At 59.6% G+C, this 19,333-nt stretch carries 16 protein-coding genes; 10 read left to right on the forward strand and 6 right to left on the reverse strand.

Features of this window, described 5'->3' with window-relative positions:
* Both JIN78_RS17235 and JIN78_RS05150 read left to right on the forward strand, forming a co-directional pair.
* Window positions 1–219: hypothetical protein (locus tag JIN78_RS17235; RefSeq protein WP_234037820.1), on the forward strand; the 219-nt coding region annotated here is incomplete at its 5' end.
* A gap of 226 nt (window positions 220–445) precedes the next feature.
* Window positions 446–964 (forward strand): hypothetical protein, encoded by a 519-nt coding sequence (locus JIN78_RS05150; RefSeq protein ID WP_200390878.1) that lies wholly within the window; start codon window positions 446–448, stop codon window positions 962–964.
* Window positions 965–1,137: 173 nt separating this feature from the next.
* Here the strand turns inward: JIN78_RS05150 and JIN78_RS05155 are convergent, their stop codons facing one another.
* The 6 genes from JIN78_RS05155 to JIN78_RS05180 all read right to left on the reverse strand — a co-directional run bounded on the left by JIN78_RS05155 (window position 1,138) and on the right by JIN78_RS05180 (window position 8,252).
* A complete protein-coding gene (locus tag JIN78_RS05155) occupies window positions 1,138–2,712 on the reverse strand; it encodes a sulfatase family protein (protein ID WP_200390879.1) in 1,575 nt (524 codons plus the stop codon).
* Window positions 2,713–2,811: 99 nt separating this feature from the next.
* Window positions 2,812–4,092: a DUF1552 domain-containing protein gene (locus tag JIN78_RS05160; RefSeq protein ID WP_200390880.1), complete on the reverse strand. Its 1,281-nt coding sequence runs from the start codon at window positions 4,090–4,092 to the stop codon at window positions 2,812–2,814.
* A gap of 2 nt (window positions 4,093–4,094) precedes the next feature.
* Complete coding sequence (locus tag JIN78_RS05165) at window positions 4,095–6,509, reverse strand: DUF1592 domain-containing protein (RefSeq protein WP_200390881.1); 2,415 nt, start codon at window positions 6,507–6,509, stop codon at window positions 4,095–4,097.
* A gap of 175 nt (window positions 6,510–6,684) precedes the next feature.
* Window positions 6,685–6,837, reverse strand: coding sequence for a hypothetical protein (locus JIN78_RS05170; RefSeq protein ID WP_200390882.1), 153 nt, complete (start codon window positions 6,835–6,837; stop codon window positions 6,685–6,687).
* Between the two features lie 169 nt (window positions 6,838–7,006).
* Complete coding sequence (locus JIN78_RS05175) at window positions 7,007–7,309, reverse strand: type B 50S ribosomal protein L31 (protein ID WP_200390883.1); 303 nt, start codon at window positions 7,307–7,309, stop codon at window positions 7,007–7,009.
* A 103-nt stretch (window positions 7,310–7,412) separates the two neighbouring features.
* Window positions 7,413–8,252 (reverse strand): hypothetical protein, encoded by an 840-nt coding sequence (locus JIN78_RS05180; protein ID WP_200390884.1) that lies wholly within the window; start codon window positions 8,250–8,252, stop codon window positions 7,413–7,415.
* Between the two features lie 293 nt (window positions 8,253–8,545).
* Here JIN78_RS05180 and pheT point away from each other — a divergent pair, with 293 nt between their 5' ends.
* From pheT to JIN78_RS05220, 8 genes are all read left to right on the forward strand, one after another.
* Window positions 8,546–10,918, forward strand: coding sequence for a phenylalanine--tRNA ligase subunit beta (gene pheT, locus JIN78_RS05185; RefSeq protein ID WP_200390885.1), 2,373 nt, complete (start codon window positions 8,546–8,548; stop codon window positions 10,916–10,918).
* Between the two features lie 91 nt (window positions 10,919–11,009).
* On the forward strand, window positions 11,010–11,882 hold the full coding sequence (ilvE, locus tag JIN78_RS05190; protein ID WP_200390886.1) for a branched-chain-amino-acid transaminase: 873 nt from the start codon (window positions 11,010–11,012) through the stop codon (window positions 11,880–11,882).
* Between the two features lie 77 nt (window positions 11,883–11,959).
* Window positions 11,960–12,478, forward strand: coding sequence for a UvrB/UvrC motif-containing protein (locus JIN78_RS05195; protein WP_200390887.1), 519 nt, complete (start codon window positions 11,960–11,962; stop codon window positions 12,476–12,478).
* Between the two features lie 5 nt (window positions 12,479–12,483).
* Window positions 12,484–13,605 carry a protein arginine kinase gene (locus JIN78_RS05200; protein ID WP_234037821.1) on the forward strand — a complete coding sequence of 374 codons (1,122 nt, stop codon included), beginning with the start codon at window positions 12,484–12,486 and terminating at the stop codon, window positions 13,603–13,605.
* Window positions 13,598–16,108 carry an ATP-dependent Clp protease ATP-binding subunit gene (locus JIN78_RS05205; RefSeq protein WP_200390888.1) on the forward strand — a complete coding sequence of 837 codons (2,511 nt, stop codon included), beginning with the start codon at window positions 13,598–13,600 and terminating at the stop codon, window positions 16,106–16,108. Before JIN78_RS05200 ends, JIN78_RS05205 begins: the two co-directional genes overlap by 8 nt.
* A gap of 101 nt (window positions 16,109–16,209) precedes the next feature.
* Window positions 16,210–17,214 carry a porphobilinogen synthase gene (hemB, locus tag JIN78_RS05210; protein WP_234037822.1) on the forward strand — a complete coding sequence of 335 codons (1,005 nt, stop codon included), beginning with the start codon at window positions 16,210–16,212 and terminating at the stop codon, window positions 17,212–17,214.
* Window positions 17,214–17,396, forward strand: coding sequence for a hypothetical protein (locus JIN78_RS05215; protein WP_200390889.1), 183 nt, complete (start codon window positions 17,214–17,216; stop codon window positions 17,394–17,396). The genes hemB and JIN78_RS05215 overlap by 1 nt, the downstream gene beginning before the upstream one ends.
* Before the next feature lie 202 nt (window positions 17,397–17,598).
* Entirely contained in the window at window positions 17,599–19,332 is a 1,734-nt protein-coding gene (locus JIN78_RS05220; protein WP_200390890.1) for a diflavin oxidoreductase, read from the forward strand.
* The last annotated feature ends 1 nt before the right edge of the window (window position 19,333 follow it).

Raw genomic sequence — 19,333 nt, forward strand, 5'->3', positions numbered from 1 at the left:
ACCAGCTCGCCCAAGACCACCGCCTTCGCCAAGAAAGTGCGTTGTGAACTCCACGAGCAGGGCTACGAGGAAGAGCTTGCCTTGATTACGCCCGTTCTGTTCTGCGGAGTTCGCGAGTCGCTGTGCTTTTGCCTCCGGCTACCTCCATTCCGTTCCGGTTCCGCTGCGGCCTCCGTTCCGAAGCTCAGCGACGACTTAACCCCTAACAATCTCTCATAAGAGCTGGAACAAAGGAGGCTCTGGTGACCTTTTGGTGTTTGAGAGTTCAGGCGTTCTGCGGATTGTGGCATAGCGCATTCAAGTTCTACGGGTGCCACTTGTGGTTGTAAAGGAGTTGGTGTGATGGGCTATTAATCTTGACAGTTTTTATTCTGGGTGGCACTAACTGGAATGAGAGTATTTAATTTATATGAAAACAAACAGGAAAATTACTAATTCCCTGAGGATGGCTCTCATCACGTTGGGAACGCTCGTGGGGGGAGTGAAGGCAGCCGTGATTGCGGATGTGACAATTGACTCTTCAACGCAACTTACGATTACGTTGTCAGGGACTCTTGAGGGACCAGCTCCCTCGATCTTCTATGAGGATCTTATTTTCGATTTTGGCACGACTATGCCAGCGTTTAATCAAACTGTGGTTTCTGTTTCTGGAGGGTATACAGTTGGTGCTGCGATTGGGACTCTATTTAATAATCCAAATGCTGTAGGGGACTCGATTCATCTGATCGGTTTAATGGATAGTTCGTTATCCGGAGCAAGTGTTACTGGCACGGCAGTTTTTGAGTATGGATCGCCACATCAAATTTCTGCTTTTCAATCGTTTGATATTTTTTGGGGGGGATCCGCTTCGGGGGGGATCTTTCAATCGTCCGGGATGACGATTGCAGTTCCGGAATCCTCTAGCGCTCTGTTTCTTGCAATCGGTTCGCTTGGCTTGGCTGCGAGCCGGCACAGAAGAAAATAACTTTGAATCGGGTAGGTGGTGGGTTCCCACCACCGCCCCTCACTCTGTCGGACAATCAGCTTTGTCTGTATTTCGCAGTGGTCTTCTTGCAGCCCCTCAAGAAGATAGATGCCGATTCGCGAAGGCCTTTGTGAGGTCTCCTTACTGTTCTTGATTGGATGCTTCAGCGAACATCAGGGCAGGGGGGCTTGTTTGAGTTGGTCCTCTTCTTGGAGATAGGCGCTTTCGCTGATCCAGGTGAGGTCGTCCCAGTAGCCGGTGTCGTTGGGCACTCTGGGGCCGGGGGTGCTGCGGCCATTGGTGACGATTTCGGTCAGTTTTTGCTTCATGGCGAGCACGCGCTCGGGGTGCCCGGGCGCGAGGTTGTGCTTTTCTTCGGGGTCTTGGGCGAGGTGATAGAGTTCCTCCCTTTTCTTGCCGTGTGGGAGGAGTAGCTTCCAGTCTCCCAACCGGATGGCGAATTGTCCGTCGAAGCCGTGGTGGACCAGCGGAGCTTGTGCCTGCCGGGACTCTTCGTTTTTGAGGAGGTGGAAAAAGCTCACGCTATCCTCCCCGCTGTGGGCGTCGAGTTCGCTGCCGACGAGCTCGGCGAGGGTGGCGAGGAGGTCGGTCTGGCAGATGGGCTCGTCGCAGATGCGGCCGGGATTGCTGATTCCTGCGGGCCATCGCATGAGGAAGGGGACGCGGTGGCCTCCTTCGTAGACGTCGCGCTTGCCTCCCCGAAAGGGACCGGCGCTATCGTGGCCGTAGGTGGCGACTCTCTTGCGGTAGGTTGTCTCGGGGCCATTGTCGCTGGAAACGATGAGGAGGGTGTTGTCGCTGATCTTTTCTTGTTCCAGGAAGGAGAGGATGGTGCCGATGTGGTGGTCGGTTTCCATCATGAAGTCGCCGTAGGCACCCGCCTGGCTCTGGCCGCGGAAGTTGCGACGGGGTATCACGGGCTTGTGGGGCGAGGTGTAGGGCAGGTAGAGGAAGAAGGGCTTTTCTTCCTCTTTTTGCGCAAGCTGAAGCTGCATCCAGGCGAGGGCCTTTTCGGTAAAGCGGGTGAGGCAGAGGAGATCATCGAAGTCGGGCGCGACTTCCAGGCCTTCGCTGAGATCGTAAGGGGGGGTGATGCGGTAGTCGCTGAAGACTCCGGGAAGTTTGTTCGGCTTTTTGCGAGTGAACAGGGTGGGAGGCTGGGCGGTGTGGCGGCCTTCAATCCACGCGAGGTAGCCGAAATTGAGGGAAGCGGGGAGGCCGTAGAAATAATCGAAGCCGTTGTCGAGGGGCATGTCGCGGATGGGTTCGGCGAAATCGCGTGCTCCATTTTGGCCGGGGATGTCCATTCCCAGGTGCCACTTGCCGACCATGGCGGTGGCGTAGCCTCGCTGGCGCAGCAGAGAGGCCAGGGTGAGCCGATCGGCGGGAATGAGTGCGGGTTCGTCCGCTCCCAGAACGTTCCTTTTCAATCTGGTGCGCCAGCAGTAGCGTCCGGTGAGGAGTCCGTAGCGGGAGGGCGTGCAGACGGCGTCCGGGGAATGGGCATCGGTGAAGTTCAGCCCTTCGGCGGCCAGTCGGTCGAGGTGGGGGGTGGCGAATTTGGCTTCCGGGTTATTGGCTCCCAAGTCGCCATAGCCCTGATCGTCGGTGTAGATGAGGATGATGTTCGGCAACGCCGGGGGAGAGTCTTCCGCCTGCGAGGGGATGGAGGTGAAGAGGCAGAGGAGGAGAAGGCAAGGGACTGAGCGGATTGACAAAGAGGGCATCGGATTTCGCTACGCGGACCCGGGAAGGTCCTTTCGCGAAGGGCGGGAAATCAACTGGGTGACTCTCATTCGGGGTCGCGAGGGGCGGCGGTTTTTCACTTACCCCATGAGCTCGAGCCCCTTCATGTTGCCGGTGGAAGTGGCGAAGTTCTCGTGCATCAGGCCCATGTTGTGGAGGGCGCTGAGGTAGAGATTCGGCAGGGGATAATTGTCATTTTGGTCAAAGGCGAGGTGTTGGCCGTGTTTGAATCCTCCCCCGGCAAAGAGGACGGGCATGTTGCGGGTGTTGTGGGAGGAGGCGTTGCCGAGATTGGAAGTGAGGAGGACCATGGTGTCGTCGAGGAGGGTGCGGCCCTGGTGCTTGTCGGCCGCCAGTTGGCGCAAGAAGTTGCCCCAGGAGTCGATCATCGCCTGTTCCACGATGGCCAGTTGGCGGAGCTTGTCTTCATCAAGGCCGTGGTGGCTGAGCCCGTGATAGCTCTCGTCGACGCCGTCGAGGCCGCGCACCACGTTGCCAGTGCAGTGGAGGGTGACGAAGCGAGTGGAATCGGTCTGGAGGGCGAGGGCCACGATATCGAGCATAGCGCGCGTGATGTCGGCGGCATTGTTTCGGTCGGCAATACGGGGTTCTTTGCCGATGCGGGGCTTGGGTTTGTCGAGCCAGGCCTTGTTCATTTCCAGGCGTTGTTCCAGCTCGCGGACACTGGTGAACCAGGAGTCGAGCTTTTCGCGGTCACCCGGGCCCACCTCGCGCTGGAGGGCTTTGGCCTCATGGGCGACCAGGTCCATGATGCTTTTGCCGCTGCGGAGGAGTTCGCCCTTGCGTTGGAGCTCTTTGGCGCTGTCGTCGACGAAGAGTTGCTGGAAGAGGGCGCGGGGGTTGTCGAGGGCGGGAATCATGGAGCCATTTGCGGTGTAGCTCGGGCTCTGTTGTCCGGAGGTGGTGAGGACGAGGGAGGGAAAGCGGGTCTGGTGGCCCAGGTGTTGCGCCATGAGTTGATCGAGGGAGATGGTGTTGGTTTCCGCTTTGCCGCCTTGATTGGGACAGGCGGAGAAAATGCTGCTTTCCGACCGGTGACCGCCGGAGACGCCGGGATGGGAGGTCCCCGAAATCACGGTGAAGTGCTTGCGGATGTCTTGCAGGGAGCGCAGATAGCGGGAGGGGGTGTAGGCGAAGCCTGCCTCGCGGGGGACGAGATTGGGTCCATGGAGGCCGAGGGAAAAGCTCACCCCGACGAAGCGCTTGGGGGTGGCGAGGGGGGCCTGGGCGAAGGCCGGGGTCATGGCATCGAGCAGGGGGAGACCGAGGGCGAGACCGGCATGGCGCAGGAAGCGGCGGCGGGAGAGGCGCGCGCCGGTGTGGATGTGGAAGGTGTTCATGATTATTTGCTGAGAAAGGGTTCGCTGGTGGTGATGGCGTGGAGGAGGGAACGCAGGCCGTAGTCGGACACTTTGGTTTTCTGGAGAATGGCTTCCAAGGCGGGACGGTCGCTGAAGCGGGCCTCCGCGCCAGTGGCGTAGGCGAGGAGGTTTTTGCTAAAGGCGCGGGCGAGGATCTCGGGTTCCTGCACAAAGGCTTCCTTCCAGCCTTGGATGTCGGAAAAGGGGCGGCCGTGGAGAGTCACGCCCGAGGGATCGACGGGAGCGGATTGACCGGGTTTGCCATAGAAATCGCGCCATTGTCCGGTGGGGTCGTAGCTTTCCAGAGCGAAACCGGGGGGATCGATCTTGCGGTGGCAAGCGGCGCAGCCGGGATCGGCCCGGTGTTTCTCCAACTGCTCGCGGATGCTGGTTGCGCCGCGGATATCGGGCTCGATGGCGGGGACATTGGCCGGTGGCGGAGGGATGTGGCGGCCGAGAATACGCTCGCCCAACCACACCCCGCGAATGACGGGAGAGGTCACCGAGCCATCGGCGGTGACTTTCAGGATGGAGCCTTGGGTGACCAGGCCGCTGCGGAGGCCTTGGCTGAGGGGCACTTTCTGGAGGCCGGCTCCGATTTCGAGGGGAACCTCTTCCAGACCGTAGTGGGTGCGGAGGCGGGTATTGAGGAAGGCGAAGTCCGAGCGGATGAAATGGCGCACGCTGAGGTTGGCGCGAAAGAGCTCCCGCACGAAAGCTTGCGTCTCAGCCACGAAAGAATGCTGCACGACGGGGTCGAAGTGGCGGAAGCGCTGGGGGTCCGGAGTGGTGAAATCGATGTTCTTCAGCTCCAGCCACTGGTCGGTGAAATTGGCGATGAAGCGCTCGGACTTGGGGTGGGCGAGCAGGCGATCGACCTCGCCCAGCAGCACCTTCTCATCCTGCAGGCGGTTCTCGCGGGCGAGCTTGCGCAGGTGGTCGTCGGGGATGCTGGACCAGAGAAAATAGCTGAGGCGGGAGGCGAGAGCATGGCTGTCCAGCGGACCGGGGCTTTCCACGAAGGTGAGAAAGCGAGGTGAGCAGAGGATGGCCCGGTAACCTTCGTGCAGGGCGGCGAAGAGGTCTTCGGTTTCGCGAAAACGGGCCCAGGCGAGTTCCCTGTAGGGGGCGACTTCGCTGGCAGAGAGGGGGCGGCGGAAGGCTTTTTCGGCGAAGTGGGTGACCAGACGATTGAGATCGGCCTGGGGATGGGACAGGATGGGTTCGTTGTCCTCATCGAAGGTGAGGCCCGGGAGCAGGAGGCGGCGCAGGTCCCCGCGTTTTCCCGCCGGATAGATGCGCTGGAGGGAAACTTCGTCAAAGACGAGTGCGGCATACCCTTCTTTCGCCAGATTCCGCCCCGCGTAGTAGGGTTTGCTCCGATCGTAGTTGGGGCCGCGGTAGAGGAGCTTGTTGGTTCCTTCCGCAGGCCGAATCTCGAGGAGGTGTCCCTCCGGCATCCAGGCTTCAAGGACGTAATCTTGTTTCTCACTGGTAGCTTCGATGAGTCCGGCGACGACGTGAATGGGTTCCGAGGATTTACCGGCACCGATGCGGAGGGTGCCCCAGACCGTGCCGTCGGGACCGGGATTGAGTCCGTGCAGGTTCTTGACGACGATGCGATACCAGCCGGCTTCGGGCACCCGGGTGGCCTCCATTTTGCCGTTGAAAGTCATCGCCCGTGCCCAGGCGTGGACCTGCCCGGCGATATTCTGGGGTCCCCGGTAGTTGCTGCGGGTGCGGGCCGCGTCCGCCGTTAGCTCTGGTCCGTGGTAGCGGCGGAAAAAGCGCTTCACTCCCCAGCGAGCGCGATTAAGTGCGACTTCCAGGGCCTGGTCGGCAGCATCCAGGTATTGGCTCAGGTGGTGGTGACTCAGTTGCTGGGCCTCGGCAATCGTTTCGAAATCGCCTCCGGTCTCATCAGCGGGCAGCAAGTCTTGCATGGGGATGCGAATACCGAGGAGATCGTGCAGGGAATGCTCGTATTCCACCCGGGTGAGGCGGCGTCCGTGCACGCGGCCTTCCCGCTCGATTTTCTGTCGATCCGCTTTTTGCAGGAGGGCCCCGAGTTCGGCGAGGAAGGCCTGGGCCTCCTCGCTTGTCGGCTGGTCTTCCCCGGCAGGAGGCATTTCCCCGTGTTGAACGCGGTCAAAGACATGGGCCCAGGTTGCGAAATGGCTTTTGTCACTTAGGTCAAAGGGCGTCTCCTCCAGATTGAGACCGCCTTTTTGGAAAGAGCGGTCGTGGCAGTCATAGCAGTAGAAGAAGAGCAAGTCATCGAGTGTCTCGCCGGGTGTCGGGCTCGTTTCCTCCGCTTGGAGGGAGGAGGCGAGGGCCATGAGCAGAGTGGCAGGCACAAGCAGTTTGCGGAGTGGAGAGGAGAGAAGGCAGGGCATCATTGGGGTGGAGAGATCGTCTCCGTGTTGCCTGATGGGATGTGCCGGGAATCGTCGCTTGTGCAGGCTTTTTTGCAGAAAGGCGCGCCTTACGAACAGGGTCTGGCAGTCTTTTCAGGGGACGGGAAAAAGGGAATGTTTTGCCGCTTTTTCCCAAGGGGAGACGGAGGGCGAATTACTGCCAGACCAGTCGGGTGGGAAGAGTGGCGGGAAATAGGGCTGGCAGCTGGCCGGGGGCGGAGTTTCTTGTTTGGGGCGCCGGAAAAGTGGAGGCCCGGAAGGCGGCGCGGCTTTCCTCGCCAGCCATGAGGCGGGCTACCAGTTCCACGAGGGGAGAGTCTGGACTCTTTCTTTCCAAGGCTCTTTCAATCTGGAAAGGTCCCGGGGGGAGGAAAAGCGAAAAGAGGGTCCTATTCTGTCAGTCTTTCGGGGCCCAAAAAAAGACGGAGCCGAAGCCCCGTCTTTTCAGGTAAAACTGTCTGCTTCGTCCTTTTGCCTTAGCCTTCGCTCTTCTCCTCGGCAGCCGCAGTGGGCTTGAGGGAAGGACGCTTGGCGCGGCGGATGGAGCCGAAACGCTTCTGGAACTTGTCGATGCGGCCTTCGGTATCGACGAAGGTGGAGCGACCGGTGAAGAAGGGGTGGGAGTCGGAAGTGATACCCATTGAGATGACGTAGTGCTCGACGCCGTCGATTTCTTCGGTTTTATCAGAGGTCGCGGTGGAGCGAGTGATGAAGCGCTTGCCCGAGGTCATGTCTTGGAAGACGACGGGATGATAATCGGGATGAATGTCTTTTTTCATAGGATTCCGAGGTGGAGTGCGACGTTACCGACGCCGCGGGAGGCGAGGGTTAAACACGGTCCCCGGGAGGAGTCAAGGTCGACGTGCGAAGGGAGGTCATTTTTCAACCCCACAGGCGGTCGTAGACGGGTTCGACGAAGAGATCGCTCCAGTTGTTATACCAATTGAAGACGAAATCGTGCCACCAGTCGAGGTCGGGGGAGGCGAAGCAAAGGAGTCCGGAGAGGAGGACGATATTAGCCAGCAGGATGAGCATGAGAGAGAAAAAGGTCTCGTTTTCCTTCAGGTCGGGCTGGTCGCGGGGAATCATCCAGCAGGTGAAAAGGAGGTGGAAGGTCCACGTGCTGCCGATGACTGCGAAGAGGATGGGGCGGTAGGCGGGGAGGGGAAAAAAGTGATTGAGGGGGGCGAGGACGAGCAAGGCCACGAGGGACCAGAAGGGCACGAAGTAGGGGGAGAGGGCGATGAGGATGTTGGATTTATTGCTGACCACATAGCCGCCATCGAGGCCGACCGAGAAGCCCGAGACCCTGCCCAGGGAGAGGTAAATGAAGATGACGTGGGTGAGCTCGTGACCCAGCACATAGAGGTAGAGCCAAGTCTGCCGGGCGAGACCACTGAGGAGCCAGGCGGCGCAGAGCACCGACCCGATGGAGAAGAAAAAGAACTCGGAGGTATACCAGAACTTGAGCACAAAGCCGCGCTCGGAAACGCGCTGAAAGAGAGTGGCCAAGGTGACCGCACAAGGGAGGACGAGGAGGAGGCCGAGGAAGAAGCGCAGCACCCGGGTGGGCAGGGGAAGGGTGTAGTCGTCCTCCTCGAAATCGAAGGGGCCGATGTCAGGCAAGGGGACGTCGAGGGAAGCCTGGATGGTGCGATGGCCTTTGCGGCCTTGCACCCGGCGGTTGGCCCGGGCCCGGGCCACGCGATCCGCAGTGCGCAAGGCCTCTCCCAAGGAGGGGCGCCGACTCAGTGGAGTCCGGCTCGCCCGGCGACTCCGTTTCCGGGGGGGCTGAATCTTGAGCTGCTTTCTGGTCGTTCTCCCACGCGCCATCGCCAAGAGCTTACTAATAATTAGGGCATGTTAAAGATTTTTTCTGCCCCCAGCGCCTTCCTTGTCAATTGGCCGCCTCTCTGCAGGGCATTCCCGGGGTGGGGGCTGGGAGTCTGTGGCGAGGGACGAACGGAAAAACCCTTGCGCGCCGGGGCGGAATCTGGAAGCTCTGCCCCCGACTGATGAACACCTCACTTTCCTGGCTCAACGACCATATCGACCTCGCGGGATTATCCACGGCAGAACTCTCCAAGCTGCTCACTTTTTCAGGTATTGAAGTCGAGGGTGTTGCATCCAAGGGGGTGCCCTCCGAGCACATCGTGGTGGCTCAGATTAAAGAGGCCCAACCCCATCCCGATGCCGATAAACTGAAGGTCTGCCAGGTGGATGCCGGGGAAGGGGAATGGCGCCAAATCGTGTGTGGGGCCAAGAACTATGCGGTGGGTGATAAGGTGCCCTGTGCGCTGCCGGGTTCGGACCTGGGGGGAGGCTTCGTTATCCGTGAGGGCAAATTGCGGGGCGTGGCCTCTCTGGGCATGCTCTGTGCCGCTTCCGAAATCGGGCTCCCCGATGCCGAGGACGGGCTCATGATTCTCCCCGCTGAGGCCCCGGTGGGGGAAAAAATGCAGAATCTCTACCCCTCGGACACCATTTTCGAGCTCGAAGTGACCCCCAATCGCCCCGATTCCCTGTCCCATCGCGGGGTGGCCCGGGAGTTGTCCGTTCTTTCCAAGAGGGACTTGAAGGAGCTGGCGGATTCCCCCTTGGTTTCGACTCCTGGTAGCGTCAAGTTGGAGTCGGCCACCTGTCCTTACTACTCCGCCACCCGCATCACGGGGGTCACCGTCGGGGAGTCTCCCGCCTGGCTGAAGAGCAAGTTGGAGGCAATCGGGCTCAAGTCCATCAATAACGTGGTCGATATCACCAACTATGTTCTTCACGACTTGGGCCAGCCCCTGCATGCCTTCGATGCGGCCAAAGTGAGCGGAAATCTGGTCGTCCGGCAGGCCAAAGAAGGTGAACTATTCAAGGCGCTCGACGACAATGAATACCTGTTGACTGGCGAGGATTGTCTCATTTCAGATGAAAGCGGGGCCGCCCTGGCGCTCGCGGGGGTGATGGGAGGTCTCGACTCGGGGGTCACGGAGTCCACGACGGATTTGATTCTGGAGTCGGCCTGGTTCACCCCCTCCGAGATTCGCCGCACCTCCCGGCGTCTCATCCTCAGCTCCGATTCCTCTTACCGCTTCGAGCGCCAGGCCGATCCGGGGCAAGTTCTCCCTGCTGCCGCCCGGGCCATCGCCTTGATTCTCGAGCTCGCGGGCGGAAAGGCCGAGCCCACCGCAGTCTCCGGAGAGCGGCCTGCCGCTTTTCCCGCTGTTTCTTTTTCTGAGGAGCAATTGGCCCAAGTCAGTGCGGGCAGCATTTCCTTGTCGGAGGCGGTCGACTGCCTTACCCGGTTGGGCTTGACGGATAACGGTGACGGCACTTGGCAGATTCCCTCCAATCGCCCGGACCTGGTTCGTCCCATCGATCTGGTGGAAGAAGTGGTGCGCGTCATCGGCTTCGATCGCATCCCGGTGCGCACCTTGGCCCACGCGGTGCCGAGTTCCTCTAGCGACCATTTTTACGATGCGGAAATTTCCGTAAAAAAACACCTAAGTTCGTTGGGTTTCTATGAGTGCCAGACAATCAAGCTCATCGCCGAGGGTCAGGTGGCGGATTTGCTGCCGCTCAAGCCCTTGCAGGAGGCCGATGTCATTCGGGTGGCGTTGCCGCTCTCTGAAGATCACGCCGTGATGCGTCCTTCTCTGGCTCCCGGCTTGGTGGCTTCTGCTGCGAACAATGCCCGGCAGGGGGCAAAAGCCATTCGTCTTTTCGAGAGTGGCACTTGTTTCCGTCATTTTGGCGGAGGCAAGAAGAAGGACAACGAGTTCCCCGTTCTCGCCCTGCTCATGACCGGGCAGCAGAATCCGCCTTCGTGGGCCGCCACTCACCCCGCGGGCAGCGACCTCTACGACCTGAAGGCCATTCTCCAGTCTCTCGCTCCCAATTTGCCCCTGACTTTCAAGCCCAAGGACCTGGCGGGCTACTTGCTCACGGCGACCGTGCATTTGGGCGAAGCCAATATCGGGGTCGTGGGTCGGCTCGCGCCCCAGCGTTGCCGCGAGCTGGATCTGCCATTGGAAACCCATGTGGCGGAGTTGGATTTGGCAAAATTGGTGAACCTGCTGCGGCAGGAGTCTCCGGTCGTGGACTTGCCCCAGTTCCCGGGCTCCAGTCGCGATGTGGCCATGGAGCTGCCCCTCGACTTGCCGGCGGCCGATATCGAGAACGCTTTGGCCAGGTTCAAAGAGCCTCTTCTGGTCTCCGCGCGTTGTGTGAGCCTCTTCAGCGATCCTTCCGGGGAAAAGATTGCCGCGGACAAGAAATCGGTAGCCTACTCCTTGCTCTATCGCTCGGAGAACAAAACCCTGAAGGCGAAAGAGGTGGATGAGGCGCACCAGGCGCTTCTGGCCCATCTCGAGAAGTCGCTCCCCGTGGCTTTCCGGTAGGAGTCCGGGTGGGCGCGCGGGCGCGGGCTGTGTGTCAAAGCTCCATTTGGGTCTTTTCAAGCGCCCTTGGAGTGGTCACTTTCCCCGCCGCATGGATAGAACGATTTGGTTGGACGGGAAGCTTGTCCCGGAGGCAGAGGCAAAGGTGTCTGTCTTCGATCATGGCTTGCTTTATGGCGATGGTATTTTTGAAGGCATCCGGTTTTACAATGGCCGGGTCTTCCGGCTGGAAGAGCACACCAAGCGCCTCTTCCAGTCCGCCAAAGCCATTTTGCTCAAAATGCCCTGGAGCGAGGAGGAAGTGAATCAGGCGGTTTGCGAGACCATTCGAGCCAACGGGCTGCAGGATGGTTACGTGCGCCAGGTGGTGACCCGTGGGGTCGGTGGGCTGGGCCTCAATCCCTACCTCTGCGAGAAGCCTTCCATGTTCATCATTGCCTCCACCATTTCTCTCTATCCCCAGGAGCACTACGAGAATGGCCTGGAGCTGATCACCTGTGGCACCCGCCGGCCCACTCCCGGCGCCCTGAGTCCCCAGGTCAAGTCTCTGAACTACCTCAACAACGTCATGGCCAAGGCCGAGGCTATCAAGGCTGGTTGCGTCGAGGGATTGATGCTCAATGAGCAAGGCTATGTCGCGGAGTGCACCGGAGACAATCTTTTCCTAGTGAAGAATGGACAAGTCTACACCCCTCCAGTGAGCGACGGGTCTCTGGATGGCATCACCCGGCAAGTGATTTTCGAGCTCTGTGCGAAAGAGGGCATTGCCATCAGCGAGCGCAGTCTGACCCGCTACGACGTCTTCACTGCGGAGGAATGTTTCCTCACCGGCACTGCTGCGGAGGTGATCCCGGCCACCAAGCTGGATGAGCGCGAGATTGGGGATGGTCAGCCCGGCCCCGTTACCCGCCGCATGTTGGCTGCCTTTCGCGAATTGACGCGTTCCACCGGGACCCCGTTTTAATCCTTTTGTCATCCCGGGGGCAGGATGGCGCGGATTTTCTTTCGAATTCCGTCCAGTCGAGGCTACCTTGGAATCCAATGAAGTGCCAAAACTGTCAGGAGAAAGCCACTGTGCATTTCACACAGTTGGAAAACGGACAAATGAACAAGATGTCCTTTTGTGAGAATTGCGCCATCGCAAAAGGGATCATGGACTTGTCGAATTTTGGCCTTGAGAGCGCGGTGGTGCCGAGCGAATTGCCCTCGAAAGAGGAAGGGCAAGGAGGCGCGTGCCCCGGGTGTGGATTCACTTTGGAAGGGTTTCAGAAAACCGGCCGCCTCGGTTGCAGCCAGTGCTACCTGACTTTCTCGGACGAAATCCTTTCCCGGCTCGGGCCCATGCACCGGGGATTGCGCCACTTTGGCAAACACCCCGAGGGATACCAGGGCGATGCTTACTCCAAGCGCCTGCTGCAAGAGAGCGAAGAGCGTCTGGCGGCGGCCGTGGAGGCGGAAAATTACGAGGAAGCGGCTCGCATTCGCGATGAGATCGAGCAACTCAAAGGCGGGCGAAAACCGACCGCCACCGGGGACTCGCCCGGCAAAAAGGACCACTGAACGCTATGATGCGATTCTCCACTTTACTGAAAAATCCCGCCGATTGGATGGCGAATGACCGGGAGGAACCTTCGGTGGTTCTCACCAGCCGGGTGCGCTTGGCTCGCAATCTGGCCAACGAGCCCTTTCCGGGCTGGTCACGCAAAGAAGAACGGGTGACTATCCTGAGCCGCCTCCGGGAAGAGGTCGAGGACCTGCCCGGGATGAAGGGGGCCTTTTCGCAGGGGCTGGAAACTCTGAATTCTCTGCAAAAACAGACACTCGTGGAGCGCCATTTGATCAGCCGGGAGCAAGCGGCGCGGGGCGAGGGGAGTGCGGTGGTGGTCAATCGCAAGCAAACGTTCAGCCTGATGCTCAATGAGGAAGACCATCTGCGGATGCAATCCATTCGACCGGGGCTGAATCTTTCCACTGCCTTTTCCCGCCTTTCCGATTTGGAAAGCGAGCTCTCCCGACGGGTGGAATTCGCTTTCGACGATCGCTTGGGCTATCTCACCGCCTGCCCCACCAATCTGGGCACGGGCATGCGGGCTTCGGCCATGCTGCATCTCCCCGGTCTCGTGCTTTCCGATGAAGTGGGACCGGTCTTGCAAGGGGTGGCCCGGCTGCGATTGGCGGTGCGCGGCTTTTATGGAGAAGGCACCGAGTCCTTGGGTAATCTTTTCCAAATCTCCAACCAATCGACCTTGGGCGAATCGGAAGAAGACATCATTGCCCGTTTGGAGCGGGTGATCAGCGATGTCGAGGCTCATGAACTCAATGCCCGCCAGCGTTTGCTGGAAAAAGATCCGACCATGATTCTCGACCGGGTGGGGCGTTCTTATGGCATTCTCCGCCACGCCCATGCCATGGAGAGCAAGGAGGCTCTCAATTTGCTCTCGCTGCTGCGGCTGGGAGGTGAACTCGGCTACTTTGAAAAAGGTTTGCGGCGGGTCTGCGACCTGCTTTTGATGGATATTCAGCCGGCCCATCTGCAGTTATATGCTGGGGACCAGCTGGATCCGGCGCCCCGGGATGTGCTGCGGGCAGAAATCATCCGCGCCCGGTTGCAAAGCCTCGCCCCCCCTGCTATAACTACTACAACCTTAAAAGAGCCGGACGAACCCGGTAAAACTGACGATGAATAATTTTACTCCCAGAGCCCAACAGGTGTTGGCCTTGGCCCGGAAGGAAGCGGACCGCTTCAATCACAACTACGTGGGAACCGAGCACATTCTTCTCGGTCTCATCAAACTTGGACAAGGAGTGGCCGTGAGTGTTTTGGAGCGGCTGGGGCTGGATCTCGACACTGTCCGCATGGAGGTGGAAAAAGAAGTGGGCACGGGCCCGGATACCAAGCTCAGCGGCAGTGTGGCCTACACGCCGCGGGTCAAGAAGGTGCTCGCCTTGGCGAACAAGGAGGCCAAGAATCTCAATCATTCCTACGTGGGCACGGAACACCTTTTGCTGGGGCTTCTTCGCGAGGGAGAGGGCATTGCCGCCCGCGTCCTGCAGCGCCTCGAGGTGGACATCCAGAGCACGCGCAATGAAATTTTGTCCGAAATCGATCCTAACTTTGCTCCCGACGATGACGACTTGTTCGAAGATTTCGAGTCCGAGGTCGACGACGAGGAGGACGACGACGAAAATGAGGGGGATGGCAAGAGCAAGACTCCGGCCCTGAAAGCTTTCGGCCGTGACTTGACCAAGCTGGCCCGCGAGGGGAGCCTCGATCCCGTGATCGGCCGTGCTTCCGAGATAGAGCGGGTCATCCAGATTCTCTGCCGCCGGACCAAGAACAACCCCGTGCTCGTGGGGGAAGCGGGGGTGGGCAAGACCGCCATCGTGGAAGGTCTCGCCCAGGAAATCACCTCGGGAAATGTGCCGGAGATCCTGCGGGAGAAAAAGGTCATCACTCTCGACCTGGCGCTGATGGTGGCCGGGACCAAGTATCGCGGCCAGTTCGAGGAACGCATCAAGGCGGTGATGGACGAAATCCGCAAAGTCGGCAACGTCATCCTCTTCATCGACGAGCTGCACACCATCGTGGGGGCAGGCTCGGCGGAAGGGGCGATGGACGCTTCCAACATCATCAAGCCCGCGCTCAGCCGTGGGGAGTTGCAGTGTGTGGGTGCCACGACCCTCAACGAGTTTCGCAAATTCATCGAAAAGGATGCCGCCCTTGAACGCCGTTTCCAGAAGGTGAAGGTGGAAGAGCCTTCCCCAGAAGATGCCGTCGCTATTCTGAAGGGGCTGCAGGACAAGTATGAAGCCCACCACAAGGTCAACTACACCGAGGAAGCCATCGAAGGGGCGGTGAAGTTGAGTGCGCGCTACCTCACCGACCGCTATCTCCCGGATAAGGCCATCGACATCGTGGACGAGGCCGGGGCCAAGGCCCGCATCAGCACCCTCACCCGGCCGCCCTCCATCAAGGAGATGGAAATGAAAATTGAGGAAATTCTCAAGAGCAAGACCGAGGCCATTTCGGAGCAGGACTTCGAAAAGGCGGCCTCCTTGCGTGACGAAGAGAAAGAGGCCAAGAAGAACCTCGATGACACCATCAAGAATTGGAAGGCGGATTCGGAGGAAAAGGTGGTCGACGTCACTGGAGATGATGTGATGGCCGTGGTCTCGAAGTGGACTGGCGTGCCTCTCCAACGGATGGAGGAAAAAGAAGCGAGCAAGCTGTTGGCGATGGAAGAGGAGCTCAAGGAGCGCGTCATCGGGCAGGATCCGGCGGTGGAAGCTATTTCCAAGGCTTTGCGCCGTTCTCGGGCCGACCTCAAGGACCCCAAGCGCCCCATTGGCTCGTTCCTCTTCCTTGGACCTACAGGTGTGGGCAAGACCTATCTCGCCCGCAATCTCGCCGAATTCATGTTTGGGGATGCCGATTCCCTCATCCAGCTCGACATGTCGGAGTATATGGAGAAGTTCACCTCCAGCCGTCTCATCGGCTCGCCTCCGGGCTATGTCGGACACGAGGAGGGAGGGCAGCTTTCCGAGGCGGTGCGTCGTAAGCCTTACTCGGTCGTTCTCTTTGACGAAGTCGAGAAGGCCCATCCGGACGTCATGAACTTGTTGCTGCAGATTCTCGAAGAGGGGACTCTGACTGATAGCCAGGGCCGCAAAATCGACTTCCGCAACACTATTATCATCCTGACTTCCAACGTGGGAGCCAGCACGATCAAAAAGCAGACTTCGCTCGGCTTCAATGCCATGACGGCGGAAGATGGCGGCTTTGATGAAATGAAGGGCAAAATCCTGGAGGAATCCAAGAAGCACTTCCGTCCCGAGTTCCTCAATCGCCTCGACGAACAGGTGGTCTTCCACACTTTGGAGAAACCGGCCTTGACGCAAATTGTCGACTTGGAGGTTTCCAAGCTGGAGAAACGGCTTGGGGAGCGCGAAATCGACCTCGAAATCGCCGCCGAAGCCCGCGACTTCCTCATCGACAAGGGTTATGACTCTGACTACGGAGCCCGGCCCATGCGACGGGCGGTGGAGCGCTATCTCGAGGATCCTCTGGCGGAAGCTCTCCTGCGGGGCGACATCAAAAACGGTGATCTCGTGGAGGTGAGCTTTGCGAAGGAGGAGAAGGAGCTCCAGTTCCATCCCAAAGAGCGTAAGGACGACAAAGCCGCCGTCTAAAATTAGGCGGAAGGAAAGACTTTTCATCCCCGTGCCTCGCGAGAGTGCGCGGGGATTTTTTTGTTTTGCGAATCGGGTCCTTTTTCCCGACTGTCGCCGCCATGGATTCGCTTGAACTCGATATGCTCAGCCGCCCGCGTCGCAACCGCCAGTCCGCCGGGGTGCGGGCTCTCGTGCGCGAGACCACGCTTTCCGCCGGAGACCTCGTCTTGCCGCTCTTTTTTCACGAAGACGAAGAGGATGTCGCCATCGAGTCCATGCCGGGTTGCACCCGCTGGTCGTTGGACGGGCTCGTGAAGGAGGCGGGCGAAGCCCATTCCCTCGGCGTGCCGGCGGTGGTGCTTTTTCCCAAAATTGAGGAAGAGCTAAAGACGGCGACTTGCGAGGAATGCCATAATCCCGATGGCCTCGTGCCCCGGGCCATCCGCGCTCTCAAGGCAGCCCATCCGGAGTTGGTGGTGATGACCGATGTGGCGCTCGATCCCTACAACGCGGACGGTCACGACGGTCTGGTGGTGGAGGGTGAAATCCGCAATGACGAAACGGTGGCCGTTCTCTGTCGCCAGGCATTGGCCCATGCCGAAGCGGGCGCGGACATCGTGGCCCCCAGCGACATGATGGACGGACGGGTTGCCGCGTTGCGGGATGCTCTCGACGGCGCTGGTTATCAAAAGGTGGGCATCTGCAGCTACACCGCCAAGTATGCCAGCGCCTTCTACGGCCCCTTTCGCGGAGCGCTCGATTCCGCTCCCAAGGCCGGGGACAAGAAAACTTACCAGATGGACCCCGCCAACGCGCGCGAGGCTCTCCGCGAGCTGGAGCTGGATGAACTCGAAGGGGCCGACATGGTGATGGTCAAACCCGGGGGACCTTACCTCGATATTGTGAAGACCGTGCGGGACCACACCCGGCTCCCGGTGGCGGTCTATCAGGTCAGTGGCGAATATCTCATGATTCAGGCCGCTTCCGCCGGGGGTTGGCTCGACCGGGAGAAAGTGGTTTTCGAGAGTCTTCTCGGCATCAAACGGGCGGGGGCGGATTTTATTCTGACTTACTTTGCGAAAGAAGTGGCCGCCAAGCTGGCCGAGACCCACTCCCGGGACTGATGAGCGATATCTTCTTCGATCTTTTCCACAGTCGGGTCAGTGACTCCCTGGCCGCCGTCCGTCATTTCCGCTCGGAAAAGCTCAATGCCCAGCACGCCAATGAGCGCACCGGAATCAAGGCCAGCCGTCGTTGTCTGTATTGCGGCGCGGAGCTGAAATCCGAGCACATCGTGGAGGGCTGAGGGGGCGCTGCCTAAAAAAACACTTTCGCCCGGGCCCGCTCTATGAGAAGCGGGGTTCGTGAATAATGAGGCCGACTCTCGAGGGGCCCCATGAATCCGCTTCATTTGGTCCGAAACTGGAATGCTGCTTGCTTCTGCTTGAAAAGCGTTCCGTTCCTGTTCATTTTGCGCGGCCCTTCACCGGAACATTCTCTTTTACATTATGGCTGGTCCACTCTTTGTCCCTGAAAACGCACCCTTCTCGCCCGAGCAACGGGCGTGGCTCAATGATTTCTTCGCCAAGCAACTGGCTGCCGGAGGTGGCGCTCCTGCTGCCGATAGCGGTCCCGCCGTTCCGGTAACCATCCTCTGGGGTTCCCAGACCGGAAATGCGGAGGGTTGCGCCAAGCGCATGGCCAAGGCTCTCAGTGGGGGACGGTTTGAGCCGCAGGTCTTCGACTTGGCCGACTACGAGGTGGCCAAGCTGGCCCAGGAAAAGAACGTGCTTCTCATCACCAGCACTTACGGTGACGGCGAACCTCCGGACAATGCCGCTGATTTTGTCGAGACTCTCCTCAGCGACGAGGCCCCCAAGATGGAAGGGGTGAAGTTCTCCGTGCTGGCTCTCGGAGACAGCGAATACCCGGATTTCTGCGAGACCGGCAAGGTCATCGACCAGCGCTTTGGCGAGCTAGGCGGCGAGCGCATCTATGACCGCGTCGATTGCGATGTCGACTATGACGAGCCCTTTGATGTCTGGAAAAAAGGGATCATCGATGTCCTTGGAGCGGGTTCCGCGGTCGCCGAACTGGCCGAGATTCCGGCAGAGGACATTCCCTACGGCAAGAGCAAGCCTTTCCCCGCGCCCATCCTCAACAATTACGACCTTAACAAGGAAGGCGCCTTCAAGTCGACCCATCACCTCGAATTTTCCCTCGAAGGCTCCGACATGGAGTATGAAGTGGGCGATGCGCTCGGTGTGGTGCCGGTCAACCCCGAGGACGTGGTGGACGAGATTCTCGCCGCCTTGCCCTTCAACACCAATCGCGAGGTTCCCTTGCCCGGTGGTGGCGAGGCCCCTCTCCGCGAGGCCCTGCTCCATCACTACGATATCCGGAGCTTGAACAAGAATCTTCTTACCGAGTGGAGCTCCCGCAGTGGCTCGCCCTACTTGCGTTCCGTGGTGGAGACCGAGGACAAGGCCGTTCTGGACGATTTCTGTTGGGGCCGCGAGCTCATCGACCTCGTGGTCGACTACCCGGCCGACTTCCGCGATGGCGAGGAGCTGGTGGGGGTGCTCAAGAAGCTCCAGCCCCGTCTCTATTCAATCTCTTCCAGCCCCAAGGCCCATCCCGGCGAGGTCCATCTGACCGTGGCTGTGGTCGACTACCAGTCCTATGGCCGGGTGCGGGGTGGGGTTTGCTCCACCTTCTTGGCGCGGCGCAGCGAGGGACTCCAGCCCGGGGTCTACGTGCACACCAACAAGGCCTTCCGTCCCCCTGCCGATAAAGAGGCCCCCATGATCATGGTCGGTCCCGGCACCGGGGTTGCTCCTTTCCGCGCCTTTTTGGAGGAACGGGAAGCGACTGGAGCGAAGGGCAAGAACTGGCTTTTCTTTGGCAATCCCTACCGTGCCACCGACTTCCTTTACGAAGAGGAGTTGGCTGCCAAGCAGGAAAGCGGAGTTCTCAACAAGCTGTCCCTCGCCTTTTCCCGGGACCAGAAAGAGAAGCTCTACGTGCAGCACCTCATGCTGCAGGAGGGGGAAGAACTCTGGAAATGGCTCGACGAGGGCGCTTATTTCTACGTCTGTGGTGACGCCTCCCGCATGGCCAAGGACGTGGACGCGGCCCTTCATCAGGTCGTGCAGACCTACGGTGGCAAGAGCGAAGAAGAAGCCATCGACTTCGTCAAGCAGCTGAAGAAGGACAAGCGCTACGCCCGCGACGTCTACTAGA

It is taken from the genome of Roseibacillus ishigakijimensis (genome assembly GCF_016595415.1).
Lineage (GTDB): Bacteria > Verrucomicrobiota > Verrucomicrobiia > Verrucomicrobiales > Akkermansiaceae > Roseibacillus > Roseibacillus ishigakijimensis.